This window comes from Variovorax sp. 10N412, assembly GCF_056394985.1.
On sequence record NZ_JBFTIO010000006.1, the window covers coordinates 87483 to 104836 of the forward strand.

9 protein-coding genes are annotated in these 17354 nt (G+C 59.5%); 8 read left to right on the top strand and 1 reads right to left on the bottom strand.

Going from position 1 to position 17354, the window contains the following annotated elements; genetic code table 11:
• Positions 1 to 97: 97 nt before the first annotated feature.
• The 7 genes from AC1DJH_RS16335 (at position 98) to AC1DJH_RS16365 (ending at position 9834) form a co-directional block, all read left to right on the top strand.
• On the top strand, positions 98 to 1351 hold the full coding sequence (locus AC1DJH_RS16335) for a tyrosine-type recombinase/integrase (protein ID WP_478186364.1): 1254 nt from the start codon (positions 98 to 100) through the stop codon (positions 1349 to 1351).
• Positions 1326 to 2888 carry a site-specific integrase gene (locus AC1DJH_RS16340; RefSeq protein WP_478186365.1) on the top strand — a complete coding sequence of 521 codons (1563 nt, stop codon included), beginning with the start codon at positions 1326 to 1328 and terminating at the stop codon, positions 2886 to 2888. Before AC1DJH_RS16335 ends, AC1DJH_RS16340 begins: the two co-directional genes overlap by 26 nt.
• Positions 2885 to 4909, top strand: coding sequence for a hypothetical protein (locus AC1DJH_RS16345; RefSeq protein WP_478186366.1), 2025 nt, complete (start codon positions 2885 to 2887; stop codon positions 4907 to 4909). The genes AC1DJH_RS16340 and AC1DJH_RS16345 overlap by 4 nt, the downstream gene beginning before the upstream one ends.
• Positions 4906 to 5349, top strand: coding sequence for a hypothetical protein (locus AC1DJH_RS16350; protein ID WP_478186367.1), 444 nt, complete (start codon positions 4906 to 4908; stop codon positions 5347 to 5349). Before AC1DJH_RS16345 ends, AC1DJH_RS16350 begins: the two co-directional genes overlap by 4 nt.
• 363 nt (positions 5350 to 5712) lie before the next feature.
• Complete coding sequence (locus tag AC1DJH_RS16355) at positions 5713 to 7650, top strand: NACHT domain-containing protein (RefSeq protein WP_478186368.1); 1938 nt, start codon at positions 5713 to 5715, stop codon at positions 7648 to 7650.
• A 1058-nt stretch (positions 7651 to 8708) separates the two neighbouring features.
• The gene (locus tag AC1DJH_RS16360; RefSeq protein WP_478186369.1) at positions 8709 to 9374 is read left to right on the top strand and encodes a DUF6988 family protein; all 666 of its coding nucleotides are present in this window, start codon (positions 8709 to 8711) and stop codon (positions 9372 to 9374) included.
• A gap of 19 nt (positions 9375 to 9393) precedes the next feature.
• Positions 9394 to 9834, top strand: coding sequence for a hypothetical protein (locus AC1DJH_RS16365; protein WP_478186370.1), 441 nt, complete (start codon positions 9394 to 9396; stop codon positions 9832 to 9834).
• 197 nt (positions 9835 to 10031) lie between these two features.
• On the opposite strand, the gene AC1DJH_RS16370 is transcribed toward AC1DJH_RS16365, so the two are convergent.
• On the bottom strand, positions 10032 to 15401 hold the full coding sequence (locus AC1DJH_RS16370) for an AAA family ATPase (protein WP_478186371.1): 5370 nt from the start codon (positions 15399 to 15401) through the stop codon (positions 10032 to 10034).
• 564 nt (positions 15402 to 15965) lie between these two features.
• On the opposite strand from AC1DJH_RS16370, the gene AC1DJH_RS16375 reads away from it, so the two are divergent.
• Entirely contained in the window at positions 15966 to 17249 is a 1284-nt protein-coding gene (locus AC1DJH_RS16375) for a phosphoribosyltransferase-like protein (RefSeq protein WP_478186372.1), read from the top strand.
• Positions 17250 to 17354: the final 105 nt, after the last annotated feature.

Sequence of the window (17354 nt, forward strand, 5' to 3'; positions counted from 1 at the left end):
GAGCCTTTTTACATTTTTCAATCCGAGTTTTCGCGGTGGACGGCAGTGTCGGAAAGTGCTGAGATGTCAACAAATGGCATGCAACCTTTTCGTTCGCTTGACCGTCGAGCCCAATGGGGAACGCGTGCCGGTGCTCGTGTATCGCGACACCAGGCTGCCTCACTTCCACGCAAATCTCTACGCTCTACTGCAACTGCGAATGTCAGGCCGGGCAGCGTCCACCGTTGCACAGGCATTGGGCGCCGCTGGGCTGCTCATCGACTTTCTGGAGCATCACAAGATCGAGATCACAGCCCGAATGGCTGCAGGTCAGCTGTTTGCAAGCCATGAGCTCGATGCTCTTCGAACTCATCTGCGGCAAAACCTTCAACGATCATCTGGTGGTGAAGGCAGGAGTGCCAAGTCAGTCAGTACGCTTGCCTCCGGTCGGCGGCGCAAGGCTGTTGAAGTCCAGTCGGAGGTCGCGGGCACTCGACTGATCTACGTCATCAAGTACCTGGCGTGGTACACAGACATCGTGTTGCGCGACTTGGCCTTAACGCCGGCGAAGGCAGCGCACCTGTCGCATGTTGTGAAGCGGGATCTGGATGCATTGCGCATGCGTGGAGAGGGTGCTCCTGAGGGACCACCTCGCCGTGAAAGTCTCACGGTGGCCCAGGAGGAATTGTTGCTGGCGTTGACGACGGTCGGGGCCTCGGACAATCCTTGGAAATCGCCGTTTGTACAGAAACGCAATGCCTTGATCGTTCGCTGGCTGCTGGCCCTCGGGCTCCGGCGGGGAGAGTTGCTGGGCGTGGCGCTCGACCAGCTGAATCTGCAGGCAGGAATCGTGGACATCGTTCTACGACCGGACGACGCGTTGGATCCTCGTCGAAACCAGCCTAACGCCAAGACCCGAGGCCGGACCCTTGATCTTCCCAAAGACCTGATGAGGGCCACATTCGAGCATATTGTCGATCGCCGCAAAGTCAAGGCGGCCCGGAAGCACGGTTTCCTGTTCATTGGCCAAGGCGGTGCGCCACTTTCGTTGGATGGAGTTGACGCTGTATTCAGGGACATCCGCCGCGCTGCGGGTGGGCAATTGCCCGCTTTGACGCCTCATGTGCTGCGCTACACCTGGAACGATAGGTTTACCGAGTCCTGCGATAAAAACCGGGTGGATCCGAGGCACGAGCGGAGTGACCGTGAGTACTTGATGGGCTGGGCGCGGGATTCCGAGGCGGCGGCAATTTATACGAAGCGTCACATCAAGGAACGGGCGCGACGTGCCTTGTTGGCGATGAGTGAGCGAGAGAGTAGACCATCCACTACTCAGGAAACTCGCCATGTTGAAAGTAAGGCCGAAGCTTAGCCTGCCCACATTACCCGCCAGAGTGAAAACTCGCAATGGTGCTGAGTTTGACCCGAGACCAGATGAGTGGTCTGTACGTGATCCGGTTTCCGTCCTTAATGCAGACTTCCGAGCGCTACGGAATCTGATGGGCGACGATTTGGTGACTTGTCTCAAAGGAACACTGGTATGGCTTGTGGAGCGAAACACAACCTCCCATGTCAAAAATTGCTTTGAGCGCTTTCAGTTTTTTGCTCTTCAGCAAAAGGAAAGAATTGCCGAATCGGGCTTGTTGACTGCCTCTATCTTTCTAGATTTTCGAGCGAGTTTGCCATCACCACGCGAGTGGTATGCCACCAATCTTGCGGTCTTCTTGAGAGATTGGGCCAGACTTGGTTACGTCGGCCTTTCGATAGACCTTGTTGAATGTTTGGAAGCCATCGTGCTGCCAAAGAACAACAGCGGTCATCTTGTCTTGAGTCGCGATCGAGAACGAGGACCTCTTACCGAGTTCGAGTTTCAGTTTTCCTGGGCCATTCTTGACAATGCCCATGAGGCAGGCGAAATCAATGATGCAGATCATCTGCTGTTAAGTCTGGGTGTCGTCCTAGGCTCACGCCCCATCCAGTTCGCTGCGATGCGGGTTTGCGATGCGCGCACCGTTGCGCTTTCAGACGGACAGGTGCAGTACTTCGTCGATGTGCCTCGTGCGAAAAATGGCAAGTTGGCTCGCGCTGAACTCAAGCAAAGGCCGCTGCCTCCGGCTCTCGGCAGGGCTTTGCATGAATATGCACTCGCAACGTCCCATCGATTCTTGGGAGTTCTGGATGACCCATCGCAGGCTCCAATGTTTCCGACAATCGCTCCAAGTGAAGCAGCGCCGCCCGGGTGGGAATACCATCAGACAAATGAGAGCATCGCACTGCACGTTAAAGCGCAGTGGAAGACTGTACTGAAGGATGTCCACTCCCTGCGTATGACCGCGCGTCGGTTGCGGTACACGTTGGGTACAAGAGCCGCGCAAGAAGGCTGCGACGTGTTTGTGATCGCCGAGATCCTTGATCACTCAACAACGACATCCACGCGCGTGTATGTGGAAGCCACACCCGCGATCACAACGCGCATCAATCGCGCGCTAGCCTCCAAGCTCGCAGCTATTGCGAAGGTGTTCCGCGGAAAAATCATCGCCTCGGAATCGGAAGCGACACGCGGTGCAGATCGGGCCAGCCGCATTGAAGACTATCGCATCGACGCGCCGAGCCACTGCATGGGCAATTGCGCAAAGGAGGGGGCCTGCTTCCTCCTGGCTCCCATGGCGTGCTACACCTGTGCGCTCTTCGAACCATGGGTCGATGGGCCTCACGAGTTCGTGCTGGCCTTCATGCTTGACGAGCGCGACCGCCTCATGGACGCCGACGAGCCTCGACTGGCCGCGGTGCTGGATCTGCAGATCGTGGCGGCAGCGCAGGTGTGTGATATGTGCAAGGCCGCGTCGAAAGGGATCCTCCCGCCGCGGGATAGCGATGGCGATGAAGCAGTAGTCGAGGAGCAGTCATGAATCTTCGAGATGCCGCAAAAGAAAAGGCCAAAAAGCAGGCCGAAGCACGGTTGGCCGCATACATCGACGCCGCCCGCAAGTTGGAGGTCTTCGGAAGAGATCTTGATTTTGATGCGCTGGTGTGGGATCTCACGGCCGCCCTGGGCCCGGTCCAGGGGCATGCGCGCACCCTCCGGTTTACCAAGTGGGGTGAGGGGCATCAATCCAACTGGAAAGAGCCGTTGTCCAAGCCGATCGCGTCGTTCACGCGAGCTTATGTGCGCCACCGCTGGAGTCAGAAGGCAAAAGGGGCGCTGGATGCTCAACTCAGAGCGTTCCGGGCTCTGGATGTCGTCATGTCCGAGCGTCAGATCACGTCCGTTGCTCTGCTTGACGGGGACTGCCTCGCCGCTGCGGTACGAGTCGTTGAAATGCGGGGCAAATCGGACACGGCGTATGGAGTCGGCCGGGAGCTCGAGCAGATCACGAAAACTCTGAACAGCGAACTGTTGACGGTCGTTCCCGCGCACTTCAAGTCATGGTTGGGAAAGCCTGCAATCGACTCGACACGCATTGGCACTGCGTTTGATGAGCAGCGGATGTCAAAGCTGCCGTCGCCAGAAGCTATTCGCGCGTTGGGTACGATCTTCGGTCTCGCGACAGAGCCCGGAGACCGTGTCGTGATCGATGTTCTGGCCATCCTGACCTCCGCACCCGATCGCATTGGAGAGGCGTTGAGCCTTCCGATGGACTGCGAAGTGGAGGAGGACCACGACGGAAAGCTCGTATACGGTTTGCGCTGGTTGAACACGAAAGGTGCTCCTCCCACGGTCAAATGGGTATTTAAAGAGATGGAGCCTGTCATCCGCGAGGCCATCGGTCGTCTGAAGTCGATGTCGGAGCGAGGCCGGAAAATTGCCGCTTGGTACGAGGCACATCCGACGTCCTTGTACCTCGACCCCGAGCATGAGCATTTGCGAAATCAGGAATGGCTCAGCAGGGAAGAAGCGACTGCAATCATCTGGCGCGGTCCTGTGGCGCGGACGGTGCTGAACATGATGCTGACCCAAAACAAGATCCCCAAGGAGACCGTGAAAAGTGAGGCCAACGGGCGACAAGTATTGCGCGTCCGTTTTGCGGACATCGAGCGATACGTCGTGTCCAAGCTCCCTCCTGGGTTTCCGCTCCTCGATCGGAACTACAACCTGAGATTCAGCGATGCGATGTGCGTGTTCCCGGCGGACTCATTGCATGGAAACAAAACCGAATGGCGCTGCATGATCACGCGCCTGACACACTCGCAAATCAACACCCGGATTCAACTCAACAACTCACCGAGAGCGGATTCGATATTCGAAAAGTTCGGATTTCACGAGAGTGATGGATCGCCTATACACTTTCACACGCACATGCTGCGCCACTATCTCAACACCATGGCGCAGGACGCCGGGTTGAGCCAGCTCGATATCGCGCTCATCTCCGGGCGCAAGGTGGTGGCCCAGAATGCGTCGTACGACCACGTTTCTGCGGAGCGCAGGCTTCAGCAGGCCCGCGAACGGGGAGCACAGCCCTTCGAGGTGAGCTCCTATGGGACGAGTCCGGTGAGGCATGAGCCCATTTCGATGAAGGACGTTGGCAAGTTCCGAAATATCGCCTTTCATATGTCCGAGGTTGGGGCCTGCGCACACGATTTCGCCATGACGCCGTGCACGCTACACAGGGATTGCTTGAATTGCGATGAGATGTTCTGCATCAAAGGGGATGAGGCCCGGTGCGGTCACATCCGGATGTTGCGAGATCAAACCAAACTGGGGCTGGAGTCGGCGGAACGCGCCAATTCGGACGGTGAGTTTGGCGCGTCGAGGTGGGTCGTACACCAGAGGGCGACACTGGAGCGACTCGACAAGCTGGTGCAGCTCTTCGATGATCCAACTGTTCCTGCCGGAGCCATCATCCACGTGGCATCGGGTACTTGGTCATTGACCATGCCGCGCCGCGTGCTTCCGAGCGATAAACCGACCGCAATATCAAGAGACCCATGACCCGTTCTCCCAACCTTTCTGAAGAGCGAACCGAGGCGATCCTCGAGATCCTGGATGGCTGGACGGGAAAGCTGACCTGGGTGAAATTGATTGAGCAAGCCGAGCGCAAGCTTTCTTGTCGCTACACCCGGCAAGCTCTGGACGGACATGAACGTATCGCGGCCGGCTTCCGCTTGACCAAGCAGCGAATCCAAGGGCAAACAGGGAGGCCGCCGGTGGATGACCCGGCTCTTCAGAAAGCGCTCGAAAGAATTGCGGGACTGGAAGCCAGGCTCGAGAGGCTCGAGGGAGAGAACGATCAGTTGACTTCGAAATTCATCCGTTGGGCTTACAACGCGCATTTGAAAGGACTGACGGAAGGTCAGCTTGATCATCCGCTTCCGCAAATGGGCGGTAGAAGAGGAAGAAATGCGCGGGTACATGCCGAGAGGTCCCGTTGAAGACCGGCAGACGCGCGCCCCGCTTGACTACCCGGGAGGCCGCGATGGCGTTGAGTTCGTAGGCCTTGCTTCGACGAATTGAGAACAGCTGCAGATGCTCGCGACACGCCCCCGTTTTGGCAAAGGTCTGTCATACCTCGGCGTCGGAAAAGGTCATGAATTGTTGGTCCATGAGACGATGTCTGTCGAGTTGCCGGTGAGCGCGAGATGGGAAACGTCAATGCTTCACCCGACAGTCGAGCGTCGCGTGGCAGATAATTCTTCACCAAGGTCTGAGAATTCGCACGCACGCTCCTGCCGGCCCCGGATTCGCGATGACTTCGCTGCATTCGATTTAGTGATCGAAGGAGACCAATGACTGCGATGACGACATTCACTGGCGATGCCGCCTCGGACCAACTTGCAGTCGCTATTGGCAAAGAGTTAATCAAAGAGGTGATCAAGTCGACCTGGAGCAAGGTCGCCAAAGTTCCCGACTGGGTGAAGCATCGCTACGAGAAAGAGGACCCCTTCGGGCTCGAGGCAGCGAAGTACTGCGACAGGGTGCAGGAGCGGTACGGCACGATGCGCATCGTCGGTATGGCGCGGCCGATGCCGATCCGTAGCATCTTCGTGCGGGTGAACATGCTTCACAAAATTTCGGCGCAGCGACGCTCCACGATCGAGGATCTCGAAGAGCAACTCAATCGCGACCAGAGCGGCTTCGGCCAAGTGGCCAACACGCTCGAAGGTCACCAGGTGGTGAATCGCGAGCCGCGTCTCGTCGTGTTGGGAAAGCCGGGGGGCGGCAAGACCACTTTCCTGAAGTGGATCGCATTGTCCGCGATCGAAGGTCAGTTCACGGAGCGCCGAATGCCAGTCTTCATTCCGATGAAGGACTGGAGTGATGGCAAGGACACGTTGCTCGAGTACATCCGAGATGAGTTCAGAATCTGCGGCTTCGACGAGCCCAAAGCGTTTGTGGACGGGATGTTAGAGGCCGGCTCTCTCATCCTTTTGTTCGATGCACTCGACGAGATCAATGACAACGATCGGCTGGTCAAGGCGCACAAGGAGATCCGGGATCTGGCAAGCAAGTATCCGCAGGTACGCATAGTCATCAGTTGCCGCACGGCGGCTTACAGCTACCTGTTCGAGCAATTCGCGGATGTCGAACTTGCCGACTTTCACGATGGACAGGTCCAGCAGTTCGTGCGCAACTGGTTCTGCGATCAACCTCAGAAGGCCGACCTGTGCCTTGTCGAACTCGCGCTCGAAAGAAACAAGGCTATTCGCAACCTGTGCCAAACACCGTTGCTTCTTACGCTGATGTGCCTAGCCTTCGACGAAGGCATGACGTTTCCCAGCAATCGAGCCGAGTTGTACAAGGAAGCGCTGGACGCGCTCCTAAAAAAATGGGACGCCTCGCGCTCGGTCCGGCGCAACACTGGCTACCAGCAACTGTCACTGGCTAAGAAGGAGTTGCTGCTCGGCCGCATCGCAGCCAAGTCCTTCGAGCAGGGCGCCTACTTCATGCGTCAGTCAGACCTCGAGCGGGAAATCAGCATATTCATGGCGAACCTGAAGGTGGCACCGGGGACTGATGCCGGGGATGTCGATGCCATAGAAGTTCTTAAGGAGATCGAGTCGCAGCACGGTGTGTTGGTCGAACGCGCTCAGCGGGTGTATTCGTTCTCCCATTTGACGTTTCAGGAATTCTTCACTGCGCGCACCGTTACCGAGAACACCAATCAGAACGGGCCCGCAGACTTGGTCGAGCGGCATGCCACCGAGCCTCGCTGGCGGGAAGTTTTCGTGCTGACCACCGGTCTGCTGACGGAGGCTGATGACTTCGTGAAGCGGATGAGGGGCCGACTGTCATTAATCGCGCAAACGAACTCGGAGGTGCGCGACTTCCTCAACCGCAACGCGGCGCTTGTCCATGCAGCCGCAGCCATTCCCCTGCCGCTACGTCGGGCTCTGGCGCTCGCGCACGTCGCCGACCAGCTTCAAATAGTTGAGCGGGGCTATGGTGCCGTCGTCAACGCTTGCAAAGAACTGGTCGACGACATGCAGAACGAGTTCGGCCGCGTCAAGAGGATTGACTTGGCGACCATTCAGACCCTCAAGATCGGCCTGAACGAGGCGCGGGACAACGTCGACCAAGTCGTCAGGCACGTCGCGCGATATCACAGGGGTGACGTAAAGGCGTTGAACGAATACATCCAGCTAACGCGCTTGCTGGTTAACTGCCTCAACGTGGACGCCTACATTACTACGCCGACGCGCGAGAAAATCATTTCCAGCATCCTTATCGAATAAGTGGCTGCTGCCGGTGTCTGGTGAAACATTCCGGTCAGGTCGTGCGAACGCGCTGGCGCCTGCTCGTTTGCGACGGGCAATGACTTCCGCGGCGGTGTCGGCGGGGTAAGGGTTGCGGTCCGGAGCCACGATGATCGGGCCATGCCGCGGGCGGGATTCTGTCGCTTACTCCTACCGCTCTTTCACAGCGAGCGTGCGATTGATACGATGCGGGCCAAGATGTGGGGCATCCGAATTTGCGATGGCACGTGCCATGAGCAGCCTCAGTCCAGAAGACGGCAGAGCTTGCTGGAGCTCTCGCGCTTCGACCCTTCTGTGATGGGCGTAAGAACCCATTGCTCTCGAATCGGTTGACCACACAGCCTGGCCGGTGAGCCTGTAGCGACGTCAATCTGGCTCTCGAGGGAGAAGCGCGCCCTGCGTTTTCTGGTTTGCCGCCGAAAATTGCATCGGCAACGGTTTTGTCCTAGCATGTGACCCGGATAGGAAAGTCGCGTCCAAAAAAGCCTCGCAGTTGCGAGGCTTTTTCGTTTGTAGCTTTTGCCTTGCGCTCCGCCATTTAGTTGGCCTTTTGCTGCACCACGAGTTGAATTGCTACGTATCCCCATAGCCCGTACGGTTTCGCCGCGCGGGCTTTTTCATTTCTTGAGCCTCGGCCATCGGTCGAGGTTTTTTTTCGCCCGCGAGGGCATTTCCCGTGGACCACACCATGCGCAAGCTTCAAAAGCTGTTGGAGTGGATCTTCGTGATGATCGACCTCTACGGCCTGATCGACACGCTGATCAACTTCATCAAGAACTTGTTCTGACGCACGGCCGATTGTCCTGACTTCGCCCTTCGCAGGTCAGGCTGGCATTGCCTCCAATGTCGGCCAAGGCCCAAACTCGCCCAAAATTTGCGCAAAGCGCAGTTTCAGGGCACGGTTAGACCTTGGCTGCCAGCAGAGTACGCCTTGAACCGGCCTTTGCCCAGGTGGCTGGTTGGGTGAAAAGGTCGCGGCCTTGTGTCATGCTTACGCTGATAACAGATGAGGGGGACTGCCAATGGCGGTGATGAGGATGAAAGATCAGGTAATCGGCGACGACGCCGGTCGACTGGCCGACCTCTTGGAGGTCAGTGAAGCCTTTGACGAAGACGTTAGCAAGCTGTTGAGCAAGTGCCAGCCGCGCACCAAGCGAGGCGTGATCGCTTCGGCACTATGTGGCACCGCATTCGAGCACGCTGCGAGTCAACGGCTGCTTATAGAGGTTGGCCTCACCGGCACCGGCATGGCGCTGTGCCGGCTTCACTTTGAGGCAGTCGTCCGTGCGACATGGACAGCGCAATGCGCACACAGCGAGTGGTTGGACAAGTTCACTACGCCAGTCGAGGGAGCCGGGCACAAGGAGCCAGCAAATCCTGTCTCCATCAATTCAATGATCAAGCACATCACGGTGGCCGTGCCGCATGTCGGCGCAGAGTATGCGCTGCTCAACCAGACCATCCCGGCGATGCATTCATTCGTCCACAGTGGTGCTCAAGCAGTTGTGCATGCGCTGCTCCCTGTCTACCCGGCAGACAAGTTGATGGCGGTCCTGTGGAACCGCAATCTGCTCCAGCTATACATCTCGAATGCAGCAGTTGTCGCCGCTGAAGATGACCTGCTAAGGCCAAGGATGAGACTTTTGCAAGAGAAGCATGCCGGCTGCATGCCGCCCACGCGGAAATCCAATAGCCATGCGTAGAGAAGACGTCACTCCAGACTTGTCGAAGCTCGCCTTTGAGTTCTTCTTCTGGTTCTCTAGGTTTGAATTCGCGCTCAAGGAAAACGACTACTTGAAATCCTTGGTGGACGGAGCCCGAGCAGAACCTGGATGGGCCAAGTTCATTGATCGTTGGCATCCGAAATACGTGCTTTCCGAAGAGGCACATCGCCTGCTGACCTCACCACCAGATCGCCAGATCGTCTTGAGCAGGCAACTCAGATGGAGCCCGGTCGGGTTAGCCGACTGCGCCTCCGATCTGGCCCGAGTCGTTCGCCTCGTGAAGACCGTCCGAAACAACCTGTTCCATGGCGGAAAGCATGGCGGTGCCGGATGGGATGACCCGAAGCGAACCGAGGGACTGCTTAAAGATTCAATTGCAATCCTTGAGCAACTTGCAGACCTCGCCGGCTTTCAGTCTGACTACCGACAGTACTACTGATCAACGCAAATCTAGAAAAATGCCTGCCGTCATTCGTCTTCGGACCTTCGAGCGGCGGAGGTGGAAGAAAACAGATCTCGGCACTTTTGCGAATGAGCGGCTGGCCCTTGAACAGATCATGTCATTCGACGTGTTTGGGAAACCAGCGGGCTTTCGTGCAGCGCCAGCACATGTCAAGCATCGGCTCGACCGCGCGATTACAGGCGCACTCCACGGAACGATTCGCTCTGCTGCAGCGCTGCGCTGCGACGGTCCCCGAGATCCACCAAGGCATCCAGGATCTGCAGTAGCTTCCGTGCGAGTTCCGTGGGCAACGGGTGCTGGCGATCCGCGTGCGCCTGGACCAACCTGGCGACCGCCGCCGAGATGTGCGTGCCTTTCCACCCGGCGGGCAGCCGTCCGTCAATCATTTGCGCCAATATCAAGTCAGCGAACGCCTCCGCAGGATAGTCGCCACCGGCCTGCTCGCACAGTTTCACGAATTGGTCCGCCACGTAGGGTATCCATCCTGCTTGACGGACGAGCTTTTCCACCAGCGGCAGAACTTGCGGCAGGTCACTCCAGCGCCCGTTGGCAAACCGTGTTGCCCCGCTCGCCCCCTCGACGGCCACAAACAACAATGTCTTGATCAACTCGGGCAGGTCGAAACCACTGAGCCTTCCATCGTTGTAGCGGGACCTGCGAAAGTCGCGGTGCTTCAGCGCCCGGTCAAGGACCGCGGTCAACAGACCGAGGACGCGAGGGTCGATCTGCAGTGCATCTAGGATGCCCGAGGCAGCCAAGGCACCGGAGAACGGGGCGAGCATCCGCATCGAGATCTCGTCGGGTTGGTCTAGGATGGCTCCCAGCAACCTGTCACGGAACTCCGCTTCGGACAGTTGCACAGCCACTCCCGCCAGCAGTCGTCCTAACTGGCGTTGCCATTGACGCTGGTCCGCACCGTCTCGCTCCCGTCCCTGCCGCCGCTCGGACCGCCACACTGGATTCAATGTGTCCAGGGTCCAATCAACGAAGGCTTCCAAGGCCTCGACGTAGCGCTCCCTCGCTGCACTCCGCATGACGGCCTCGGTCGGAACGCGCTGTAGCACCGCCGACGCAAAATCGCCGAGCCAGATTTCGTCCGACCGGTGCCACCCATCCTCATCGTCGTACCGACCCTGGTCTCCGGCGTCCGGTGCCTCTTGTGTCCAGGACGGCATGGGCCGCACCCATGATGGAAAACTGCCGGTGCAGGCCAACTCGCGCAGCGCTTCGGACACGGCAGCAGTCCTGCGCTCCTCTTCGATGCGGCCGCGAGCGGCCGAGTCAAGCCTGTGCTCATCCGGCGTCCGCCTATATCGCGAAAGGCGAAGCCCCAGGTTGAACCCGCACCACGCGAAATGCGAATCCGGTTCCCAGCAGCTGGCGATGCCATCCAGCGCTATCAGCGAGACCCCCTCCAAGGGATGGGCCACCAAACGGTAAAGCGCCTCGCGATCAGAGACGTCCTCACGACCGCTTCTGATGCCAGCCGCCAGCGCTCGGGCCACAAAAATCTTGGGGTGCCAGGGAATCCGGGATCCGGCCACGACGTCGTCCCTGGGCGCCTCTGTCCGATCGCGATACGAATCCAACGTGGCGCGAGCCCAGGCGGTGTGCTCGGCCAGCCCATCGAAGCAAACTACCACTGCGGCCGTGCCGGCGATGCAACCGTGCGCCACCGCATGCTCAGGCATCAGAGATGCCGCTGTTCCCGCGGCAACCGACATTGCCATCGCCTTCGCGCGCTCGACGGCTTCGGCTGGCGACAATCCGGGTACCAACGACGCTGCCTCGAAACACTTCTCCACCCACATCCACAGCTGCGATTCGCGAGAGACCTCCTCCAAATGCTGTTGCGCCGCCTGGATGTCGGGCGCGGAATGCCGCTTGCTGCGCAACTCGATTCCGACCACGTCGTCCCGGCCGGGAATCGGGGTGGTCACGTAGTTTTCCTGACGGCCGAACTCGGCCCACAGTTCCGCGTTGCGGCGCAGTTTCGCCAAGTGCCCCTCGCTCTGCGCTTCCTCCTCGTATTCCAGTTCCAGCTCGGCAGGGAAGCGCTCCAGTGCGGCCCGGCATGCCGCACGCAATTCCGCGTCAGCCCCAAGGGCGAAGAAGATGACAAGCGAGCGGATTTCCAGGCTTCGCGCTGCCAGGTCTCCTGCCTTGGCGACTGCCTTGCGGTGCACGTCATTGCTATCGAACCCGATGAGGCCCGCCGCCTGAAGCTGTCCCTCCTGCAGGCTGCGCTGCAAATCCAGACGCCACAGTCGCTGGCTGCCCACCAGCGGCAAGCTCACCCTGGAAACTTCCCTCGATTGCAAGGAAACGAGCACCGCCACACTCAGCACGGCGATGCTCGAATGCCCTTCCAAAAGCTCCTGCAACACCTCGCCAGCGGGCCGGCCCGATTCCAGCTGCGCAAGGGCCCAGTGTTCGAAAGCCATCATCGCGCACTCCAGCGCCTTGGGTCCTCCATGGCCGCGCGACCACGTGTAGTGACGGGCGCTGCCCCAGAACTCCTGGCGGCCCCACGGAAACTCCAGCACCAGCGGCACAGGTGTGTTTCTGCGGCCGATGTGGCGATGCAGCTGGCGCCAGGCCAGCGTCGCGTGGTCCGCGAGCTCGCGTATAAGCGCGCGGCCGAGCGCCGGCGCATGGGTCAGCAGGGAATGAAACGGTTCACGCAGCGGAGATGCCGGGAAGTAGCCTTGAAGGTCGGCGCCGATCGACAGCCGGTCCCAGTCGTGAGACGAAAAGGAACTGCCTCCCATGAGCGACATAGGAAGGTGCTCAAGGGCGAGTTTTTCCCGGCGCGTGCGCTGCTCCTCCGGCTTGGCCCTGATTTCAGCGATACGTCCCGAGTGCTCCCTCGACTCCCGCCTCAGCCTGGCTTCGAGGTCATCTGGCAGCTCGTTCAGGAAACTCCTGCGGGCGACCTGTGAAAGCAACTCGGGATGCGTCTGCGCAAGCAGAGGCGCGAGGGACATCACTTCGTGGAACGAAGACTCCTGGAATCGTTCGAGCGGCTCGATCTTGGCCAGATATGCGGCAACTACTCCGGGAAAGCTGCGCGCTGCACGCAGCACGAGCGATCTCAACTCCGAATCGACGCCGGAGGGAACACGCGGTGCAGGCTCGTCTGGTTCTACCTCGTCTGACCGCCACCGAGGCGAGTGATGGGCGTCCTCGATCGCATGCAGCCATGTCGCACATTGCTCAACGATCCGACGGGAAACCGGGTGTGGCAGATCCATTAACGGCACTTGCCATGTCTGGAACAGCGCTACAAGATCGGCTAGGCAATCGTCCGGGATCTCGGCGATGTGGTCGAGCGCCCAAGTGAGCAGGCGGCCCCAAGCGCCGAAGTCTGACGGCCACCCCAGCAAGTCGGCGATTCGAATCCGGTCGGCCGACGTCAGGTCTTCGCCACCCAGCTGACCCGACAGAACCAAAGGGTTCGGCGTTGTCTTCTCGGCTCGCATCCACACCAATAGCTTGCGAAGCAGCCTATGGTCATCCGCCGCGAGTGTCGCAGTGTAGGTTTCGGCATGCTCGTTGAAGTCGGGCGTGTAGACCGGCGCGATGAGCCACGCTCTCAACCATTGCGGCCTCAGGGCTGGTGACTCGAGCGCCCTCAGGTATTGCCCCCACTCCGCCGGCTCGGCATAGGTAGCCTGCGCCAGCAGTTCGACGACACGCGCCAGCGCAGGCGGCTCGCCGGCGCCTGTCAAGGCGGTGATCCAGTTCTCTCCCTCATCCAAGAGCGAGTGCAGGAACGCCCATTCGAAGAAAATGTCGTGAGCGAATTGCGCTGTCAGGCCGGGCCGGACTTGCTGGACAAGCCCGTCAAGCTGCAGCGCTGGAACGACGGCTTGCGTTGCCGGAGACAGATCGCGAATCCGCACGTTGCGGCCGAGATCGGGTGCGCTGCGTTGCGCGAGTTCGATCAACGCCCGTTGTCGTACTAGGATCTGTGCGTCCTGTGCGTCATAGCCGCCGCGCAACCACCACGCGTTTATCAAGTCGACTTCGGAACGGGGCACAAACCCGGCGGGGTAAGCCGCGCTGGAGAATCCGCGGGCCAGGACCGACGCGAAGAACGGGCGGCGCGCAAGCGAGCGCACCCGTTCGTCGCCACCGGTCAGCAAGGGGCGCAGCGCAGGCAGCGTCGTGGCAAGACCAATCGCCTCATCGTCCGACAGGTTCTCGACATCGACGTAACCGACGCCACTGTCGGAGATCAAGGCTGGCGGTATCCAGTTGCGTAGCGGCTCGATTCCTGCGTCCCGTGCGGTCGCGACGATTCGCCATTGGCTCAGTGCTGGGCTATCGAGGAGTTGGCCCAAGACGTCCGTGATAACGGCACGCTGTTCCGGAGCGATGCGGTCCAGGCCATCAATGAACAGCACCGCGTGGCCCGTCGCCGCGACTTCGACCAGGAGTGGCTCGATGGCGACGGTGGACAGACCCATCGCGACCGCGTTTTCGGTCCAGCTGCGACCTGAGAGACGGTTCGCCGTCAGTAGCAGCGTGGTTCCATCCGCAGAACACCGGGCAAGCAGGTCTCGGAGCAAGACTGTCTTGCCAGTGCCTGGCAGACCTTTGATCAACGTGAGCCGATGGCGCCCCATCTCGGCGGCGAGCTTCACCCGCAGATCAGTCCGATCGACGTGCGCGCCGCCGATGTCGTCGGTCTGCTGCGCCAACCAGTGGCGGCTGCTCTCCCGCAGCACGTGGAGGTCGCCGGCCAACGCCGGTGACCCAACGAAACGGATGCCGCCGGACAAGCGCCGCAAAACCGAGGCACGGCTGAACTCCTCCCTTCGGCCCGACCCGTCGCGTGCGAGTTGCCGCAACTGGTGCCACAACTCTTCCGCTCGCCCCTGCTGGCCGGCAGGCAACGCGCGTTGCAAGCTGGCTAGGATGTCAGCCTCGGTGGTTGAACCCTCATGCAACAGATCAAACTTGATGAGGACTAGGTGCGAGAACAGCCGATATACGGCGTCGTCAGGCAGCGGGCTTGCGTCTCCCAATGCGCAGTTGCGCACGGCGTCAACGACCGCTCGGTGCGCCTGAGAGGCACCACCGGCAGCTCCGAACCGCTGAAGGAAGGAGGTAGGCGATTCGGACGCACGCGCCCATTCGCACACGGTGGTGAAGTTGCGATAGGCGTCGTCGGATATGGTTCCTGTAGCGGCTCCTACCCGATCGACGTGCTCGCGAAAGTCCGGCTTCTGCAACGTCTGCCAGCTCCCCTGGATTACCTCCCGAAAGTCAGTATTGGTGGCTGCGTCCGAGATCGTGAGCGATCTCTTGACCTGGAGGGACAACCGCATCCGCGAGTTGTCTGCCGGCGCGGCCGCGTCGACGATGACGTCATCCAAAGGCTCGCCGGCGTCCGCCTGCTGCTGCGCGACGCGCTGTACAACCCGCGAACCGAGACCCACCGCCGTCGTACCGCCGACAAGGGCCGCGAGGTAACAGGCCACGACGGCATCCTCGAAGGTGAATCCGGCGCCGCCGGTGAGTTCAGGCGATGGCATGGTGAGCGTTCAGTTCCATTTGAACCAATCATATGAAGTTGATGCCATCTGAATCATCCGCGGCCAATCTCGCAGTTTCGCTGCCCGCGCGTCGGCGACGGGTCATGTCATCACTGCCTCAGGACCGTTCGTCGAAGCTGCGATCTTCGTGGCATCGGAATAACTGGAATCGGCTTGACAGGGCGAGTTCGCCCAGCAGCAGAAAAAGGCTGCAATCGCTGCGTAGCGGCCTGCCTTCTCCACTGGGCCGGAGCGGCTGCCCTCGATAGCGGCTAAGCGGAGAAGAACTCACCTGTCGCTCCCGGCCATCAAGAGACGCTCGACCGTTCGTCCGATACACGCTGGGTGCCGCTTTGCAAGGTGTTCAACGCAACTTGCTTTGAAATCTTCGAGACTTCACACTCTGCAGATGCTTCTCTTCAAATCAGGATCAGGGCGCTCGGTCTATTCGAGCTATGGAATTGAACGAGAATTAAGTGTATGTTCTATGCGGCCGTGTGGCCGATCAACTCGTTGAATGGCCCGATTTCCAGCGGTTTTGCAAGCTAAGAACGCCGCACGTTTATGCTGAAGACAGACCAAGCCCAAAAATGGCTGACGCAGTTTGACATTGGCGACCGAGCCATCGCGGAGCAACTTCTCGCGGCGACGGTTTTGGTTTCTCGTGACCAGTTTCATGATCAGCTGCGAGAACTCATACTTGCAAACGCAAAGGAGATCGACGGAAGTGTTGCTCTTTATGCTGAGCGTGAGTTGCGGCATCGGCATGGGGTGCCCCATCGGCTTTTCAAGGAATCCAGCCGCCTGCCACGACGAGCTGAGGGCTCGGCTGGCCCCTCGCCAGTGATGGCCACAAAGGCATATGACCCCTCAGTCGGCAGCGAGGGGCTGGTGGCCAATCTCATTACTGAGTTGTGCCGTGAGTTTCGCGGCAAGTTCTTGAATCACCCCGGACCTGACCAGATCCGGAAACAGCGTGCTCGAGCCTTTTGGGTAGTTACAGACTTTGTTGGCAGTGGACAGCGAGCACGCAACTACCTCCAAGCGGCATGGATGGTCCGTTCGGTTCGAAGTTGGTGGTCGGGCCATTTCATGCGGCCTTCAGTCGTGGCATATGCGAGCACTGATGCCGGAGAAAAGTGGGTGCGGAGCCACCCGTCAAAGCCGCAGCTTCTCCAAGTCACGCCGTGTCCCACAGTCCAAACGAGTTTTCCAGTGAGCCTCGCGGAGAAAGTGGTCAATCTTTGCGAGGCGTACAACCCGGCCAGTGGCACTGGATCTCCTTTTGGCAGCGGCATGCCTGCTCTTGGCTATGCTGGGGGTGGCGCATTGATAGTGTTTGCGCATGGCGCACCCAACAACGTGCCAACAATCTTGCATAAAGCGTCGAGCCGCAAGACGCGGCCGTGGACCCCGTTGTTCCCTGCAAGAGTGTCGGCAGGATTGCCAGCCCAAGTATTTGGACAGAGCCTGAGTGCGGAGGAAATTGCACAACGTCTGTCTAAGCGGGGGCAGACGGCTTTGGCCCGAAGCGCTGTCGCGCTCGGCGCGTCAGTGCGCCAAGGAGAGGTGCTGATGCTGCTGGGAGCGCTTTCGCATCCTCCGCGTATGAATGACAGCGTCCTCTCAGGCCGCTCTGGACTACCTACTTATAGGGTGGCAGCATTGTGTCGCGTCCTCATCTCGCATGGTTGGCTAGACTCCCAGCGAAGGCTCACCGATTCTGGGCGTGGGCAAGTGAAGCACTTTCGAAAAAAAGCGAATGCGATTCTTAGAGGGATGTTTCGCCCTAGTGGGTTGCCACAGTATTGGCCTTATTATCCGAAGTCGTTGAGGCAGCCAGTCTGAGTTTTCTAGATTCGGTGATGCGTTGAGAGTACGCGGCCACCACACATGCCTTGGCATGCTGACCGAGCGCAGACTACTGCTGCTCTATGACTTAGCTTCTGCTTA

Bases quoted from the DNA above. Each gene is read 5' to 3' on its own strand.
- AC1DJH_RS16375 (WP_478186372.1), top strand. From the start codon at position 15,966: ATGCTGAAGACAGACCAAGCCCAAAAATGGCTGACGCAGTTTGACATT.
- AC1DJH_RS16340 (WP_478186365.1), top strand. From the start codon at position 1,326: ATGTTGAAAGTAAGGCCGAAGCTTAGCCTGCCCACATTACCCGCCAGA.
- AC1DJH_RS16360 (WP_478186369.1), top strand. From the start codon at position 8,709: ATGAAAGATCAGGTAATCGGCGACGACGCCGGTCGACTGGCCGACCTC.
- AC1DJH_RS16370 (WP_478186371.1), bottom strand. From the start codon at position 15,401: ATGCCATCGCCTGAACTCACCGGCGGCGCCGGATTCACCTTCGAGGAT.
- AC1DJH_RS16355 (WP_478186368.1), top strand. From the start codon at position 5,713: ATGACGACATTCACTGGCGATGCCGCCTCGGACCAACTTGCAGTCGCT.
- AC1DJH_RS16345 (WP_478186366.1), top strand. From the start codon at position 2,885: ATGAATCTTCGAGATGCCGCAAAAGAAAAGGCCAAAAAGCAGGCCGAA.
- AC1DJH_RS16350 (WP_478186367.1), top strand. From the start codon at position 4,906: ATGACCCGTTCTCCCAACCTTTCTGAAGAGCGAACCGAGGCGATCCTC.